The organism is Paenibacillus sp. LRG-1 (assembly GCF_057220305.1).
In genome coordinates, this window is record NZ_CM170126.1 from 2,340,390 (window position 1) to 2,356,639 (window position 16,250).

At 45.7% G+C, this 16,250-nt stretch carries 14 protein-coding genes and 1 CRISPR repeat array; of the genes, 11 read left to right on the forward strand and 3 right to left on the reverse strand.

Annotated elements, in window-relative coordinates:
- Positions 1-103 precede the first annotated feature (103 nt).
- Together ACUUJN_RS10575 and ACUUJN_RS10580 are read left to right on the forward strand one after the other, a co-directional pair.
- Entirely contained in the window at positions 104-1,033 is a 930-nt protein-coding gene (locus ACUUJN_RS10575; protein ID WP_254348143.1) for a D-alanine--D-alanine ligase, read from the forward strand.
- A 1-nt stretch (position 1,034) separates the two neighbouring features.
- A complete protein-coding gene (locus tag ACUUJN_RS10580) occupies positions 1,035-2,219 on the forward strand; it encodes an aminotransferase class I/II-fold pyridoxal phosphate-dependent enzyme (protein ID WP_076294868.1) in 1,185 nt (394 codons plus the stop codon).
- Positions 2,220-3,202: 983 nt separating this feature from the next.
- Here the strand turns inward: ACUUJN_RS10580 and ACUUJN_RS10585 are convergent.
- Complete coding sequence (locus ACUUJN_RS10585) at positions 3,203-4,030, reverse strand: copper amine oxidase N-terminal domain-containing protein (protein ID WP_254348217.1); 828 nt, start codon at positions 4,028-4,030, stop codon at positions 3,203-3,205.
- A gap of 59 nt (positions 4,031-4,089) precedes the next feature.
- Positions 4,090-4,800 carry a YrpD family protein gene (locus tag ACUUJN_RS10590; protein ID WP_367995882.1) on the reverse strand — a complete coding sequence of 237 codons (711 nt, stop codon included), beginning with the start codon at positions 4,798-4,800 and terminating at the stop codon, positions 4,090-4,092.
- A 787-nt stretch (positions 4,801-5,587) separates the two neighbouring features.
- On the opposite strand from ACUUJN_RS10590, the gene ACUUJN_RS10595 reads away from it, so the two are divergent.
- The 6 genes from ACUUJN_RS10595 (at position 5,588) to ACUUJN_RS10620 (ending at position 10,030) form a co-directional block, all read left to right on the forward strand.
- Positions 5,588-5,878, forward strand: coding sequence for a CRISPR-associated endonuclease Cas1 (locus tag ACUUJN_RS10595; RefSeq protein WP_484669565.1), 291 nt, complete (start codon positions 5,588-5,590; stop codon positions 5,876-5,878).
- 208 nt (positions 5,879-6,086) lie between these two features.
- The gene (locus ACUUJN_RS10600) at positions 6,087-6,212 is read left to right on the forward strand and encodes a CRISPR-associated endonuclease Cas2 (RefSeq protein WP_367995879.1); all 126 of its coding nucleotides are present in this window, start codon (positions 6,087-6,089) and stop codon (positions 6,210-6,212) included.
- A 225-nt stretch (positions 6,213-6,437) separates the two neighbouring features.
- A CRISPR array of direct repeats spans positions 6,438-6,815; the repeat unit is 33 nt; unit sequence GTCGCACTCTGTATGGAGTGCGTGGATTGAAAT.
- A 490-nt stretch (positions 6,816-7,305) separates the two neighbouring features.
- Entirely contained in the window at positions 7,306-8,703 is a 1,398-nt protein-coding gene (locus ACUUJN_RS10605) for a helix-turn-helix domain-containing protein (protein WP_075154088.1), read from the forward strand.
- Positions 8,704-9,069: 366 nt separating this feature from the next.
- The gene (locus ACUUJN_RS10610) at positions 9,070-9,237 is read left to right on the forward strand and encodes an aspartyl-phosphate phosphatase Spo0E family protein (RefSeq protein ID WP_071558834.1); all 168 of its coding nucleotides are present in this window, start codon (positions 9,070-9,072) and stop codon (positions 9,235-9,237) included.
- Positions 9,238-9,346: 109 nt separating this feature from the next.
- Positions 9,347-9,541 carry a Rha family transcriptional regulator gene (locus ACUUJN_RS10615; protein WP_075155049.1) on the forward strand — a complete coding sequence of 65 codons (195 nt, stop codon included), beginning with the start codon at positions 9,347-9,349 and terminating at the stop codon, positions 9,539-9,541.
- A 114-nt stretch (positions 9,542-9,655) separates the two neighbouring features.
- Positions 9,656-10,030: a DnaJ family domain-containing protein gene (locus ACUUJN_RS10620; RefSeq protein ID WP_075154089.1), complete on the forward strand. Its 375-nt coding sequence runs from the start codon at positions 9,656-9,658 to the stop codon at positions 10,028-10,030.
- Positions 10,031-10,094: 64 nt separating this feature from the next.
- Here ACUUJN_RS10620 and gluQRS read toward each other — a convergent pair whose 3' ends face one another.
- Complete coding sequence (gene gluQRS / locus ACUUJN_RS10625) at positions 10,095-11,090, reverse strand: tRNA glutamyl-Q(34) synthetase GluQRS (RefSeq protein WP_075154090.1); 996 nt, start codon at positions 11,088-11,090, stop codon at positions 10,095-10,097.
- 323 nt (positions 11,091-11,413) lie between these two features.
- Here gluQRS and hrpB point away from each other — a divergent pair, with 323 nt between their 5' ends.
- The 3 genes from hrpB to ACUUJN_RS10640 all read left to right on the forward strand — a co-directional run bounded on the left by hrpB (position 11,414) and on the right by ACUUJN_RS10640 (position 16,088).
- Positions 11,414-13,942, forward strand: coding sequence for an ATP-dependent helicase HrpB (hrpB, locus tag ACUUJN_RS10630; protein ID WP_484669566.1), 2,529 nt, complete (start codon positions 11,414-11,416; stop codon positions 13,940-13,942).
- Between the two features lie 118 nt (positions 13,943-14,060).
- Positions 14,061-14,645, forward strand: coding sequence for a general stress protein (locus ACUUJN_RS10635; RefSeq protein ID WP_028542417.1), 585 nt, complete (start codon positions 14,061-14,063; stop codon positions 14,643-14,645).
- 270 nt (positions 14,646-14,915) lie between these two features.
- The gene (locus ACUUJN_RS10640) at positions 14,916-16,088 is read left to right on the forward strand and encodes an acyltransferase (protein WP_023988293.1); all 1,173 of its coding nucleotides are present in this window, start codon (positions 14,916-14,918) and stop codon (positions 16,086-16,088) included.
- Positions 16,089-16,250: the final 162 nt, after the last annotated feature.

Genomic DNA, 16,250 nt, shown 5'->3' on the forward strand with positions numbered 1-16,250 from the left:
AAGAAAAGAGCTATAGAGACGGAATATTGTTCTGAAGAAGCACTAGCGATCGGATGAACATCCGTAGCCACATAAAGATTTTGAAGAAAAATGAGGTGTCATGATGAAAATTGGCGTTATTATGGGCGGTATTTCCTCTGAGCGTGAGATTTCTCTGCAGACAGGTCAAGAGATGATCAATCATTTGGATCGCAGCCGTTATGAAGTGGTTCCAATGGTGATCGAGCAGCGAGCGGATTTAATCGCGCAGGTCCAGCAGACAGGCATTGATATCGCGCTGTTGGCACTGCATGGTCAGTATGGCGAGGACGGCACGGTGCAGGGAGCGCTGGAGACGCTGGGCATTCCCTACACAGGCAGCGGTGTCCTGGCAAGCAGCTTATGCATGAATAAGCAGTTGTCCAAGATGCTGTTGAAGGCAGCGGGTGTGCATACGCCTTCAGGCCTTTACTGGCAGGGGATGGACGATTATGATCCGCAGGTGGTGGAGCGTTTGGGCTACCCGGTTATTGTGAAGCCGAATACGGGGGGATCCAGCATCGGCATCCAGCTTGTACAAAATGAGAAGGAACTGCTGTCGGCTGTTCAGGGGGCTTGCAGCTTGGATCAAGCGATCTTGATTGAGTCCTATTATGAAGGGACGGAGATTACCTGCTCCATCGTAGATGGCGAGGTATTACCAATTATTAGCATTAGCTCCGCTCGTTCGAAGTGGTTCGACTACAAAGCAAAATATGAGGTCGGCGGTGCTGAGGAGAAGGTGGTCGAGCTTCCCACCGTTATTGAACAGCGTGTGCGCGAGGCGGCACTGGCCAGCTACCGGCTGCTGCAATGTAAGGTCTATGCAAGGGTCGATATGATTTTGTGTCAGGATAGACCTTACGTGCTGGAAGTGAACACATTACCGGGAATGACCGCCAACAGCCTGCTTCCGAAGAGTGCGGCAGCTGCGGGTATAACCTTTACACAGCTACTGGACCATATTATTGCCAGCTCGCTCCATGAGCGGAAACAGGAATGGGGGATGGCGTAATATGTTTAGTGAAAAGGGGACAGGGCGGTTTGTATCCTCGCGTGTACGGGATATTCGGCCATCGGGAATTCGCGCTTTTTTTGATCTGAATGCAGCAGGCGGAGGTACAATCGCCCTTGGGGTCGGAGAGCCTGATTTCGTTACACCGGAAAAGGTACGTGAAGCTTGCATTCAGGCATTGCGTGAAGGACAGACGAAATATACTTCGAATGCCGGCTTGATGGAGCTGCGGGAGGAGATCTCGGCTTATTTTTCCAGCAGCTTCGCGCTTTCCTATGACCCTGAGCAGGAAATGATTGTGACGGTGGGGAGCAGTGAAGCCGTCGACCTGGCGCTGCGAGCAGTGATCGATCCGGGTGACGAGGTGCTGATTCCAGCACCAAGCTATATTGCCTATGAACCCATTACCCATCTGCATGGCGGTAAAATTGTAGAGGTGGCGGCTACGGCAGAGGAGCAATTCAAGCTGACCCCGCAAGCGCTGCAAGCGGCAATTACACCTCATTCAAAGGTTTTAATGATCAATTATCCCTGTAATCCGACTGGAACAGTTATGACGGAGCAGGATTGGCTGCCGATGACAGAGCTCATTATCAAACATAATCTGGTCGTCATTTCGGATGAAGTGTATGCCGAACTGACTTACGGGAGAAAGCATGTCAGTATCGCCTCTTTGCCGGGCATGAAGGAGCGTACGATTGTCATCAGTGGTTTTTCCAAAGCATTTGCGATGACAGGCTGGCGGGTAGGCTATGCGTGCGGTCCGCATGAGCTGATTGCCGGCATGCTGAAAATCCACCAGTACACAGCCATGTGTGCGCCCACCATTGCACAGATTGCCGCGCTGGAATCATTGCGCCATGGCTTGGCTGCCAAGGATGAGATGATGGCGAGCTACAATGAACGTCGCAAGCTGTTTGTGGCCGGCTTGAATGCAATCGGGCTTGCTTGTCATGAGCCTGAGGGGGCTTTCTATGCCTTCCCTTCAATTACTTCTACTGGCATGTCATCTGAGCAGTTTGCACTTCGTATGCTGAAGGAAGCGAAGGTGGCGGTCGTACCGGGACATGTATTCGGATCAGGCGGAGAGGGCTTTATTCGCTGCTCATATGCAGCCTCGCTCGTCGATTTGGAGAAGGCGCTGGAACGGATGGGAAGGATTATGCAGGTAATGCAGCCGGTATGATGAACAGGGTTAATAACTCAACTTTTGCCGAACGTTTTCATAAAATATTTTACAAATACCTTTATGATTTTTGAAAACATAAAGGTATTTTTCTGATCAATGTAGTGGATATTTCCGGATGTATTTACCCAAAGCCAGAACGTTCAGCTTTGGTGTTAACTGGTGGGACCCTGCTTTTAAATGAGCTATCGATGAATTAAATATATTCGAATGTGCGCTTACTCCTTCACAGGTGGCAGAACTGGCAGAGGTGAAATAAGTCCAGGCAGGTATTTGTTGCTAAGCCAAAAAGCGAGTCTGTCCAGGTGCGAATGTGAAGCTCACATGAATTCTCCGAGAGATTCGCACCTCAGATTTTGTCGAATTATATCGAATGTGAACAAGTTTTAAACGATAGCAAGAGGATGAGGTAATATTAGATGCGTTTTTGCCAAAATAACGCTAGAATGTTACTTAAATAGGGGGCATTTAACCCATTTTCGCTGTCGCACTCTATATGAGTGCGTGGATTGAAATTGACTGGTGTTCCAGTAGAAGCTTAATACTTAGGGGTCGCACTCTATATGAGTGCGTGGATTGCGAATTTGTTGGCTGCTAAAAGGTTTGGTTTAGAACAGTCGTGGTTCAGTACAGTCAGCATTTTCATTTTACAAACGAAGATTTGCACGAGGAGGATTATATGAATAAAAATGATGATCGTCATGATAACACCCCAGAATAAAGAAGGCAGTCGAAAATATAGACGTACTCTTGATAAACTTTCTAATACATAAATAATCAGTCAAGTAAAAACACCGTTGGGAACGGAGAAAGCAATCACTATTTATCAAGTTTGTCCCTAATTGACAATGGAGTAGGTTGGGTTATTTTTATGAACGTAAGGAATTTGAAATTCACAAATCTAATATTTAATAGTAAAGCTGATCCTTTCTAGAATCAGCTTTACTGTTTACCCATTCCACTCTACAAGTAAAAGTACTTTTTTACTTGTGAGTCTTTAGCGTTCTGCCCTTAAAGAGAATATACGACAGTTCATGTTTGATAATTTTATTATTCTCTATTGTTTTCACATAATCTATGTCATCTTCGCGAGTTACAATTTCATCCTTATCTATACTGGGTCTTTTACGATTTCTATTTTCCCCGGCCGTGCTATTGTCAGAAAAAATAAAAGTGGTATTTAAATCTTCAATGCCCTCACTAATCTTTTTCCCTGTCATATTCTTAGCTGTAATGGCCAGATGAATTTTTTCTCCCATGGTCAATTTGTACGATAACAACTGGAATGCATTTTCATTATCCACTTGTTCTCTAAAATGATCCAAATCTTCTACATTCTCCATCATAGGTGTCTTCATTAATTCTTTCTCAGAGAGGGAATACAGTTTATTTTGCTTATCCCATTCCTGGTGTATATCTAAGTACTTAGTAAGTATCCCTAAAGGCACAAACATCGCATTTTTATAAAGTACAGGCACGGTATCCATCACGGACGTGTTCGAGTCGGTAACAATCTCAGTGGAGTTCATTTTAAACTCAACCTTGTGTGTTCCAAACTTAATTGTAGCCGTATTAGAAGTCGGGTTAAACGTAGTCTGTCCTCCCAACAAATCATTAATGGATCTCAAAGGCACCATATAGCGATTGTTCTGATCAATATAAGGTGCTTTGGGGGCTGTGAACAAGACATAGTAATTGTTAATCTTCAAAAATGGAGTGTTTGGAGCTATACTCTGAGCTGACATTTTTCCTGTATTGGGTTGAGAAAAGCAAAAAAACAATGCACCTATAAGCATAATTCTGAACAACATCTTTCCCACAAAATTTCCTCCTTAAAAGAGAGGGGTGAAGCAGCCCCTCTCTTAAAAATTCAGTCTAAAAATATACTGTCTGTTTCCTCTCCTCCATGTACGTAATCCACTTCAACTTTACTCCGTGGCATAGAACAATAATCATAGGTTTGACTGTTACGCCAAGGGATATTATCTTCTGAATTTGAACCGATATAGGATGTGGCCCAACGAACTCTTCTAATGTAAGATCCGTCATTATAGTCTTGTCGATCTTGTATCTGCCCTATACTTGTCGTTCTTTTGATAAGGTTACCGTTGCCAGTAGCAGTCCAATCTGGGGCCGGCTCGACATAGCTCCTACTTATCTTTTCACCGTCTGCATAACCTGTTACAGTCAAGGCAATGTTACCGTCAGAAGGAACATAAAATTTCATTTGTACTTCCTGATCGGGTTCAAAACGTGGCTTAAAAGTATACGGGTTCTTCACACCTTCAATAAGCATAAAAGGAGCCCAGTCATTATATTTTGTACTATGCTGCAATCCAACATCAACCGCCATATTGGTGTTACTCCAACCACCCATATAGATAAATCCTGTGCTTCCACTATAACCACTATTATTATCACGTATCTCTCTAGCACTTGGTAAATGAACTCGTGTACTAGCCCATGCAAACCCTATATGTGACCATACCGAACGATACGGCCCGTTTCTCAGGTCTCGACATTCAGGGAAGCTCGCGGAGTTAGTGCTAAAATCCATTGGTGTTAATGAGTGATTTCCCATACACGCTGGTTTAGGCTGTAACACGGGTAAAGTATATAGCTGCCCCGTTGAATCTTTATACCTATTATTTTTATACGTAGTATCAGTTACGGATGTGAGGGATGAATTCGAATTCTTATACGTAACCTGACTCACTGGTTCCAGTGAGATAACTTCCTGCCTTAAACTTTCCTTGTTTACCAGCACTTTGCCCGTTTCATCTATGTATGTAACGTTTTCTCTGTCTTCGGGGTCCAGCTAGTTGATGATATCGCTCAAAAAAGCATTGTCTGATTTAGTCATCGATGGATTGGTTAACTGTTCATTTTGGAGTGATTCTGCACCTACTGAACAAGTTAGCGATAACGAAAGCATGCCTACAACCACACACGTACACAAACTCTTAACCTTCAAAATCCATTCATCTCCCTCAAATTTTTGTTGTTACAATTACATAAAAAATCACTATCCTCCTTTTTTTGGTATTTTTAGCACGAATCTATTATGTACAAAACGATACATTAAATCAAGATCATATAATTTACCATATTTCCAATAAACATGGTTAAATATTTAAAATGGAAACCAATCAAAAGCAAGCATGAGGTAGATTCTGACCGTTGCTGACTTATAACTCTCAAAACTCTATTTCTTAACTTTAACCTCTAAGTAAGTAGAAGTAATGGACCTAGACGCGGACGTATGATGTACATTCAATTTCGTATGATGATGATATAAACAGGGAGTATTGAGGTATTTATATGAAAACTGGATTATATTATCATCCAGGCAGAATTAAATCTGACCAATGTCCTGTCATCATGAACGCATCGCATCACAGAGAAGTGAGGAGCTGGAGATTTTACGCTGTTTTGAGGGGAGGGAGGCGGATCAGTACAATTCCGTTTGGGATGAACTGATTTTGCAGCAAAAAAATGATTTTTACTTCCATGGACGCCATAAGTGCCCGCCGTTAGATCATGTGAATGCTTTGTTATCTTTTGCCTATACACTGCCGCCCAACGATATGAAATCAGCACTGGAAGTCGTCGGCTTGGATGCTAATGTAGGTTTTCTGCATAGAGATCATCCGGGATGAACCTCCTTGACACTGGATATGATGAAAGAGTTTCGAGGCGTATGCCGACTGTTTTGTCCTGTTTTTGATTAACAAGAAAATGACTAGATAAAGGATTTTACAAAAAAAAAAAAAGAAAATGGGCTGTCATGATGAAACGATAATACAAGGAAAATCGTAATGAAGGCATGGTACAATGAAACAGGATAGGATTATGTATCATATTTGAATGTATTTTGATTTGACCCAATTTCGACGTTTAAAGTATGAACTAGAAGAATTAATAGATAAAAGAGAAGATAGCCTGCATTTCTACAATTTGGGTGATAGCTATAAAAAGAAGAAGAGCATATAGGGGCTAAAGAAGCTTCCGATATGGAAAGCTCACTGATTTTGTACGGTGCGAATGTGAAGCTCACATAAAAACCCCTGGTCCTTCGCACCTCGAAATTTGTCGAAAAGCATTAAGGATGCTATCTATGAGAAAAAGTCAATAGTCGATACAAGCCTTTTTGGCATCATTTTTTGCGACAATGTGTGGAATTGATATCATTAGGGTATGAATTACTACATTTTCGCTGTCGCACTCTGTATGGAGTGCGTGGATTGAAATACCAAATAATATGTTTTGTACATATGCCAGCCAAGTCGCACTCTGTATGGAGTGCGTGGATTGAAATTCTCGTTGTTGGGGTAGGCCACATCTTTACCTGAGTCGCACTCTGTATGGAGTGCGTGGATTGAAATAAGTGGGAACCTGGTCATGATCGAAGGTGATGAAGTCGCACGTCGCACTCTGTATGGAGTGCGCGGATTGAAATTGCTGCGCCTTTTTAAGAGCACTTGTAGCAATCGTAGTCGCACTCTGTATAGAGTGCGTGGATTGAAATAGAAATCATCGAATCTAACCCAGTTCCACCTTTTGGTCGCACTCTGTATGGAGTGTGTGGATTGAAATTAAAACGCTATGCAGCGATTTTGTTGAGCTACGCAATAGGTATAGGGTTATTTTACGCTTTGGGATATCAGATGAGCGCTATGGGAATCTATGCAATTTTGACAGGAATTGTGATTGGAGAAATAATCAACTTCGCATTATCAAAGCGAGAGAAATGATCTATGTATCCCTTGATTGCATCAACATCAGGGGATTTTTCATGTAATTAAAAGGTCCAACAGAGTTTTTGCATGGGACCTCTATATCATTTACTGGTGAGAATGCACATGGGGAAATGAATCCGTCATGTCAACATTGTGAAACCTTTTACTTGGGACCATTCAATGATTTCAGGATGTCGCTTGTCCAATATGTCTCAATATGTGTGAGTTATGCTGAATTTTCGTTATAAACATTAGTTGCATAATATATTGACAGATGGTTAATTATGGAGAAGAATAGAGGGTGATTTTTAAAATAATGGAATTTTTATGTGAAGGGTGGTTATGACTTGAAGCATACACCTACGATTTCAGCGGAGTTTGAGGATTATCTAAAACAAAATGATATGACGTTGAGTCAATTTGCCGAATATTCAGGGGTTCATCAAAGAACGCTTAGTAATTGGATTACTCAGCATCGTCCTGTTTCCGTACAGCAGCTAGACCGAATCACTGTGGCTATGGATTTGCCAGAAGGCTATTTTTACGATCTATACATAGAAAATTACATCATTGACCTTTCCCCGAATTTTAGGCGAATCGAGCCATTATTGTATCGTTGTGCGGAGCTGGACAAGCTGGATGCAATCCGTCGAATGGTTGGACATATCATGGATAATCCGCTGTATGCGACTAGGCTATTTGATGTTGCAGAAGCATTATTTGAACAGGGACGACATGCTGCTGCGCTGCCTCTCTATGAGAATGTCGCAGAAGTGGAGAAATATCAGTATTCTGAACGCTTGGCCACCTGCCAATATCGTATATTCTCGATTCAAGTTGGAGACGACCAAAGCCGTAATCTCAAGGCAGCAACGCTATTTGAATCCTTCGTGGAACGTCTAGATGAAATAGACCAACTTGATGCGCTAAAAGATTTGGCGAATGTGTTTCGTTCTTTGCGCTTATGGGACAGGCTTGATGTGACCGCTCGAAAAATGAGAGTTAGAGCGGAAATTCAATATACATTAGAGCATCAGCAGAAAAAACGAAAGCCTGCGGAACTTGAAAAGAGGCTGAGCCGTCCATTGTTTGTGTACATCACCTATTCTGATTTACTGTGTGCCAGTGTATATGAGGCCAAAGGCGATTATGAGCAGGCATTACAATATACATACGCCTACACTAATTTAGATTGGGTCAAAGAGACTGACGAGGATACTCTGCATTGGATTAAACAGTTTCAAGATTGGGCAGAAGGTAATATCTACACCTATAAGCTATTATCTGGAGATATAAGTGTACTAAACAATTATGTTGAATATATTGCTGCTTCGCCAGATGCTTCTGAAAAAGAAATGGTTACAAAGCTGTTGAATATTATGATGGCGGCTAACCGATTTCAAGTTGATGTGGATGAAATACTTAAGCAGTTCGAAACGGAGATAGATTCGATCACCCAACAGCAACCATCTGCTGATATGTACACTCATCAAGTGGTTCCAGAACAATCAATCCGTTTTAAATATGAACTGGCTAAATACTACTTAAATAAAGGTAATTACTCATATGGATTTAAATACTTACTAGACGTTTTATCTAAATCATTAGTCATTAACAAAGAAGCCTTCTTCATTAGCTGTATAAGATTATTTGAGCAGTTCAAACAATTTGCAGACTTTAGGATGTGTACGAAGTATGAAAGTTTAGTTAGAGAAGGGCGAAAAGAAAGATTATTTTATTATTAATAGTTATTAATCATTTCTCAGTGTTGATTCCAAGTTGAATAAAATAAAATATATATGGAAAACGAAGAAGGTAGAATGTTGCTGTGCAAGTAAAGCGGTCGCTTTTGCCACGAATTTTAACCCTCCTCTGACTTTTTTAAGGAAATACGGGGGCGGTGACGATGGGAAGCAACATCCGACTGCGTAGTGAAACAATAGTTGAATTTTAAGTTCAGCTTGTAGGAGTCTGTTGCATTTTTTTAAATAAACATAAAACTCCAAAAAGTGCCTCTGGAATGCTGCAGAAGCACTTTTTTTGTCGAGCAAATTTTCAAAAAATCCAAAAGTTTACGTTTTGTATTAGGATACGACACAGAAGGGGGAATCATGCTGATGAATCCAGGTGTGACTTTACTTCGTGTCGAACGGGCCAGAAAAAGACTGTACCAAGTCCAGAAGAAATACGGATTTTTAACGCATCCCAAAGTGATTGAACAATCCATGAAACTGGATGAACTATTGAATCAATACCAAATATACAAAATGAAATCTTAACAAATGAGTTCATGACATGTTGCTAAAGGAAGAGCGTGAAATCCAATCTCCAAACCCCAATCATAATCCTAAATCCTAAATCCCATACTATGAAGAGGTGGTAACGTTGTTGAAAAAACGCAATGCAGTAACCCCTTTTGGCTGGAAAATCAAAGAAAAGCTAGTCGAGAGGCAAATGGATCAGAGAACATTTTGTGATACCTATCATATTCCTGCTAGCCGCTTGTCTAATCTCATTCATGGAACACGTAAGGCCAAAAAATATAGAGTACAAGTATGTCAACTGCTTGGGATCGAAGAATAACCCCCTCTCTCCTTTATGGAAACAGGGCATCCTAATGATATGTAAGCTACAGTGGCAAAGGACTCCAGGTTTCTTTAATATAGATTGTACATAGGAAGCTTAAAACAAGGAGTGATGGGGATGTTCTCCAGAATGGCAGAGCAGAAGATTGCTGAGGCGATGGCCAAAGGTGAGTTTGATCATTTACCGGGAGAGGGCAAGCCACTGGTGATCGAGGATTTGTCACATGTTCCAGAGGAGCTGCGGATGTCGTACAAGCTGTTGAAGAATGCAGGCATTTTACCGGAAGAGCTTCAGTTACAAAAGGAATGTGTCCAGCTACGTGATTTGCTTCACGCTTGTCATGAGGCAGGAGAGCAACAACGGATCAGTCGCAGGCTGACTGAAAAATCACTACGTCTCCGTATGCTGCTGGAGGAAAGAGGGCTAAATACGTCGTCTGTATTTTATGAATATGAGTCCGCTATGCGTAAGCGACTGAAGGAATAGAAGCGAGCGGAGCAAAGGGCGGAATGCCCTTGCCCGTACACTTTGATTTCCGCGCTTTACCTCATTACCGTTGCAGTGCAGATAATCTCATGAGGCATTGTTTCGTCAGGATGACGGGTTCTTTGGGCAGTTTGTCCAAATGAAAGTCATCGATTAAATCCATAGCCTTCACAGGCTCAGGTGAATCCAGCAGCCCGGAAAAATAGGCGAGCCAGCCAATGACTGCTTCCGGTGTGATACCTTGTCGGCGCATAGCTCGGAGTGCTACGCCACCATGTCGTTTGGCCAGCCTTCGCCCATCAGGGCCCAGGACAAGGGGAACGTGTGCGAAACGTGGCGACTGCAACCCCAAAGCTTGGTACAGCAATAGCTGACGGGGAGTCGAATCGAGAAGATCATACCCACGTAGTACGTCGGTCATATACATATCTGCATCATCGACAACGACAGCCAGCTGATAGGAAAACATGCCGTCCGCCCGTTTGACGATAAAATCGCCGCCCTCTGCCGCACCGAAGGTCACATGGCCTGCTACCTGATCATGAAACGAAATAACGGCATCTGGATTTTGCGGTACTTTAAAGCGAAGTGAAGGGAGTTTATGTTGTGCTTTGGCTACGACATCTTGAGAGCTAAGGTTACGACATGCACCTGAATATGCGGGTCCTTCACCAGACAGTCCATGTGGAGCATGGGCGGCAGCCACAATGTCGGCCCGACTACAAAAACAAGGATACAGCAAATCTTGCTCCTGTAGTATCTCCAATGCAGATTGGAAGCGTTCCAGCCGCTGGCTTTGAGTGTAGGGACCGTAGGGACCGCCTACGTCGGGTCCTTCGTCCCATTCCAGCCCGATCCAGCGCAAATCTTCCATAATCCCTTGCGCCAACTGGCTGCGAGCTCGCGTCATATCGATATCTTCCATGCGCAAAATATAGGTTCCACCCAGGGAACGAACGTGCAGCCAGGATAATAAGGCGGTACGAGCGTTTCCTAAGTGTATCCATCCCGATGGTGTTGGGGCAAATCGCCCTCTGATGGGTTGGGCCTGTAATTCCATACGAAAGTGACCTCGATTCTATATTCCGTCCTTCAGCAATCCATATCAACCATATTATAAAACGAACTTGCCGCGAGTGCATCTCGACAGGGTATAGGAGCTAACACAGAAAACTTACATAGCTGCGATGGCCAGACGGGAAATTTAAATATCTGTATAATAGATTTAGAAGAATTATGCACGACAGATCAAAGAGAAGTCCCAGAGTGCAGCTTAACATTTTTTATTCAATATTCAATAATTACAGGTAATGAAAAATTCACAATAATAAAGGAATTAAAACTTAGATTCTACGCATCAAGCGTATCATTGGAGAGATTTCATTGACAGATAAACAACTGCCTATTATGCAAGTGATCCCCGAGCTTAAACATACACTGCAATCCCATTCGGCGGCGGTACTGATTGCACAGCCGGGAGCGGGGAAAACGACGGTAACACCGCTGGAGCTGCTGCATGAGCCGTGGCTGGCAGGGCAAAAGATGATTATGCTGGAGCCGAGGCGTTTGGCAGCACGTGCAGCAGCAGCGCAAATGGCGAAAGCGCTGGGAGAGCCCACCGGGAAGACCGTGGGTTATCGAGTTCGTATGGATACAAAAGTAGGACCAAACACGCGGATTGAAGTGGTTACGGAGGGCGTACTGACCCGGATGCTGCAACATGATCAGGCATTGGAGGGAGTCGGGCTGATTATGTTTGATGAGTTTCATGAACGCAGCCTGCATGCAGACTTGGGATTGGCACTTGCCCTGCAAAGCCAGGCGCTGTTGCGACCGGATTTGAAGATATTGATCATGTCTGCCACCCTGGAGGCAGAGCCTGTATGCAGACTATTAGGGGATGCGCCATTGCTGGAATGTCCAGGCACCGTATTTCCAGTAGAAACCTTTCATATGTCCAAACCTTCATCAATCTCATTAGAGTCTTTTACGGCTGAGACGGTAGATAAGGCGCTTGATGTTCATGAAGGCGATCTGTTGGTGTTTTTACCAGGGGCTAGAGAAATTCATAGAACGGAACGAGAATTGGCTTCAAAGCATTTACCAGCACACGTCAAGGTAATTCCGCTGTACGGCAGCATGAAGCTGGAGCAGCAGGATGAGGCAATACGTTCATCGGCTTTGGGCAGTCGAAAAGTGGTATTGGCCACATCGATTGCCGAGTCCAGTTTGACCATCGCCGGGATTACGGTGGTGATCGATAGCGGACTGTCGCGGGAATCGGTGTTTTCCGCGCGAACCGGTATGAGCCGTTTGACCACCGTCAAGGTGTCCAAGGCCTCCGCCGACCAGCGGCGCGGACGGGCGGGCCGTCTCCAGCCGGGCGTATGCTACCGGCTGTGGAGCGCACAGGAGCATGCCGCGCTCCCCGATGCCAGTCGCCCGGAAATCGCCGCGGCGGATCTGGCCCCGCTCGCGCTGGAGCTGGCGGCCTGGGGCGTGCGCGAGCCCGCCGAGCTGGCCTGGCTGGATGCCCCGCCTGAGGCCGCGTACCGCCAGGCCACAGGTCTGCTGCACCAGCTCGGCTGCCTGGATGAAGCAGCCGACGGCACTACAGGCGGCATCACCGTGCATGGGCGCGAGGTGTCCGCCCTAGGCACGCACCCGCGCCTTGGGCACATGCTGTTGCGCGCAGCCGCCCTTGGCCTGGCCCCGACTGCCAGCCGTCTGGCTGCGCTGCTGCAAGAGCGGGACCCGTTCCGCGCACATGGCGGAACGGATTTGCGCCCGCGGCTGGATGCCCTGCGCGAGGCGGCCCATGCCCGCAGTACGCACAGCCTGCTGCGGGCAGCAGACGATACGGTGATTCGCCGTATCGTGCAGGAGAGCCGGCAGCTGCTAGCCACGCTGCCGACAGCAGCCGCAGCGCAGGACGAGCCTGATGGCTCCGCGGCTTGCGGGCTGCTGTTGGCCTTTGCGTATCCGGATCGGATCGCGCAGGGCCGGGGGGATGGCCGCTTTTTGCTTAGCGGCGGTCGGGGGGCGCGACTCCGACAAGTGGAGTGGATGTCGCGTTCGTCCTATCTCGTCGCCGCCGAAGTGGACGACGAGGGAGCAGATGGCGCCATTCAGTTGGCGGCACCGGTTGAACTGCAAGAGCTGATTCAGCATTGCAGCGAATTGCTGCTAGAACAAGCCAACGTATACTGGGATAGCTCCGCCTCAGCAGCGAGAGCCCGCAAGGTACTGCGGCTGGGCTCACTCGTCTTAAAGGAAACGTCCTATGAGCGACCTCCGGCAGAGGAAGTAGCTGCCGCCTTGATGCAGGGTGTCCGTGAACGAGGTCTGAAGCTACTGTCATGGAATCGGCAAACCCTCCAGTTGCAGGCTCGTTTGATTTTTATGCACTTCTCGGCGCCTGAGGACTGGCCGGACTGCACGGAATCGGCATTGCTGGATTCATTGGAATCGTGGCTGTTGCCTTTTGCTCTAGGAGCCAAAAATGTATCCGATTTGCAACGGCTGGACAGTGCTGCATTGCTGCTTGGCAGGCTGGATTGGGAACAGCGGCAGCAGCTTGATCAGGAAGCGCCGACGCATATCCGCGTACCCAGCGGTTCCCGCATTCCTGTCGATTATTCGAATCCTGAGGCACCAGCGCTGGCCGTACGACTACAAGAGTTGTTCGGTATGAGGGATACGCCTCTTATTGGACGCGGACGCGTACCCATTGTATTGCATTTACTGTCACCTGCCCAGCGACCTGTCCAAGTGACTTCCGACTTGTCCAGCTTCTGGAGCGAGGCTTACTTTGAAGTCAAAAAGGACCTGAAGGGCAGATATCCCAAGCATTATTGGCCGGATGATCCACTGGAAGCTGTGGCGACCAACAGAGCAAAGCCAAAGCGTTAAATAGAAGCTGTTTTATGCTAATCGATTTTTTGAATTTTCGTAAAATCGTTTAAACGTCATAATGGCGGGGTAATGAAAGACGAACCACTCAACACCAAAATATTGGGAGGTAACTATTATGGCTAATAACTTAAACGATTATAATGAAAAGAAAATTGTTGGTGTTTTTGATACAGAGCAGGAAGCATCTCGTGCGATAGGACAATTGCAGAGCAAAGGAATCCCAAGCAGTGAAATTTCTGTGATCACCCGTGACCGTGACGAGCTAAGGACGATTAGTGAAGAGACAGGCACCAAAGCACCGGAGGGTGTAGCGACAGGGGCGGCTACCGGCGGTATTGTAGGCGGCGTTGCTGGCTTGCTGGCAGGCATCGGGGCCTTGGCTATTCCGGGTATCGGACCGATCCTTGCTGCTGGACCTATCGCGGCTACTCTTACCGGAGCAGCTGTCGGAGCGGGAGCAGGTGGCTTGGTCGGTGGACTGGTCGGGCTAGGCATTCCAGAAGATGATGCACGTCAATACGAGACATACGTCGATCAGGGCAAGATTTTAGTGCTGGTGGATTCTGCTGACCATCACAGGGATGTTTATGATATTTTCCGCACCAACCGTTCGCTGAATGCGGATCGTTACAGAACGTATGATGATACGGTGGCGGATACGCGGACAGATGCGTACACAGATACTAGAAGGAACCTGTAAACAACTAACGGCTAGTTGAGAACGTGATTTAACAGGCTTTCCTATCTCCTTTGTATATAGGTTGTTTCTACAGCAGCAGTCTCCCCGAGAGGGAAGACTGCTGCTTTTACATGTTAGTGAAACATAGAATAAACCTGAGATAAATGATGCTTTGCTTGTTGTTGGCTCGTTTATCCTTCTATATATTTTTACAGAATTGTCGTTATAATAGATTTGAGGATTTTGAAAAATCATGGATTTATAAATTGCTAGATGTAACAGGAGAGTGACATGAGTCAAAAAGAGAGAATTTCCGAAGTCGCTTTGCTAAGAGGGTTGGCTTTTGCCGCCGTTGTTCTTCAGCATTCCGTCGCACATTATGCGGTTGCGCAGGGGGCGCGCATCCAGGACGGGGTTTTGATGACACTTTTACTGCTGTGTTCCAAATTTGCAGTTCCGGTGTTTGTGTTTATCACGGGCATGGTGCTATTTTACAATTATGATGGGGTCTTAAAGTACGGAACGTTTTTACGTAAAAGATTCATGGACATCATTGTTCCGTATATCATATGGTCTCTTTTATACGAATTGGGAAATCAGCTTGCCCAAAGTGGTGGATATATTCACCCGCTGGATTTTTTCCAGAAGCTATTGAACGGGAAAAGCAGCTATCATCTATGGTACATCGTTATGATTATCCAATGTTATGTGTTATTTCCCGTGTTTCGTTATGCGGTCCGTCATTTGTCTGCGCTACTGCCGTCAAAATGGCGACCAGCTGCATTGGCTGGATTCGGCGTGCTATATATTTTGCTCATGTTCGCCGTTGGACCCGTATACCAAGCGATGGATAAGCTCCAGCTTCCGGTCATTACCTCTTGGTTTACCCTGTACGCTGACCGGAATGTGATCTACTTTTTCTTTTATTTTGTGTTAGGAGCGGCAGCCGGGATGAACGTCAAGCGTTGGAATGCTTGGGTAACCAAAGCACAGATGATATACTGGCCGTTGTTTATCGTGATTACAGGCTACTTACTGTACGAGATGATCGGTCAGTTCCAGACGCCGCGAGGTACAGTTCTTTCCTTTAACTATTTGTCTTTGCTGCGTCCGGTCATGGCTGTATATTGCGTCGCGTCTATTTTTGTAGCTTATCGGGTAGCGACGTGGATTGCTCATAAGGGGGGACGTGCGGCGAGTATGCTGACGGCCATCGGAACGTTGTCCTATGGAGCGTATCTCATGCATGCCTTTATGCTGCGTGTGACCTATTATTTTGACGAGACGTTTTTTGCAGACTGGAGCCACGTTCTTCGTACGCTGGCTTCGTTCGTTCTCTGTATGATCTTTTCCGTTGCCGGAACATGGCTACTTGCACGCTTGCCTCTGGGCAAATGGATCGTGGGGCTTCGGGTTCGTCCTCGCCCGACTGGAGGTCCGCCAGCCTTACAAAAGCAAGCCTGATTTGATAACCCAATCATATATGTTCACAAGAGTATCCCAAAGCCAAGAAATAAGGCAATGGGATACTTTTCTATCTACATTTGTTTAATAGTATGCATACTGATAGACTGGATGTTCCTTTACCAGTAAGGTGAAGGAACATCCATATGGGAGGGTCGCAAA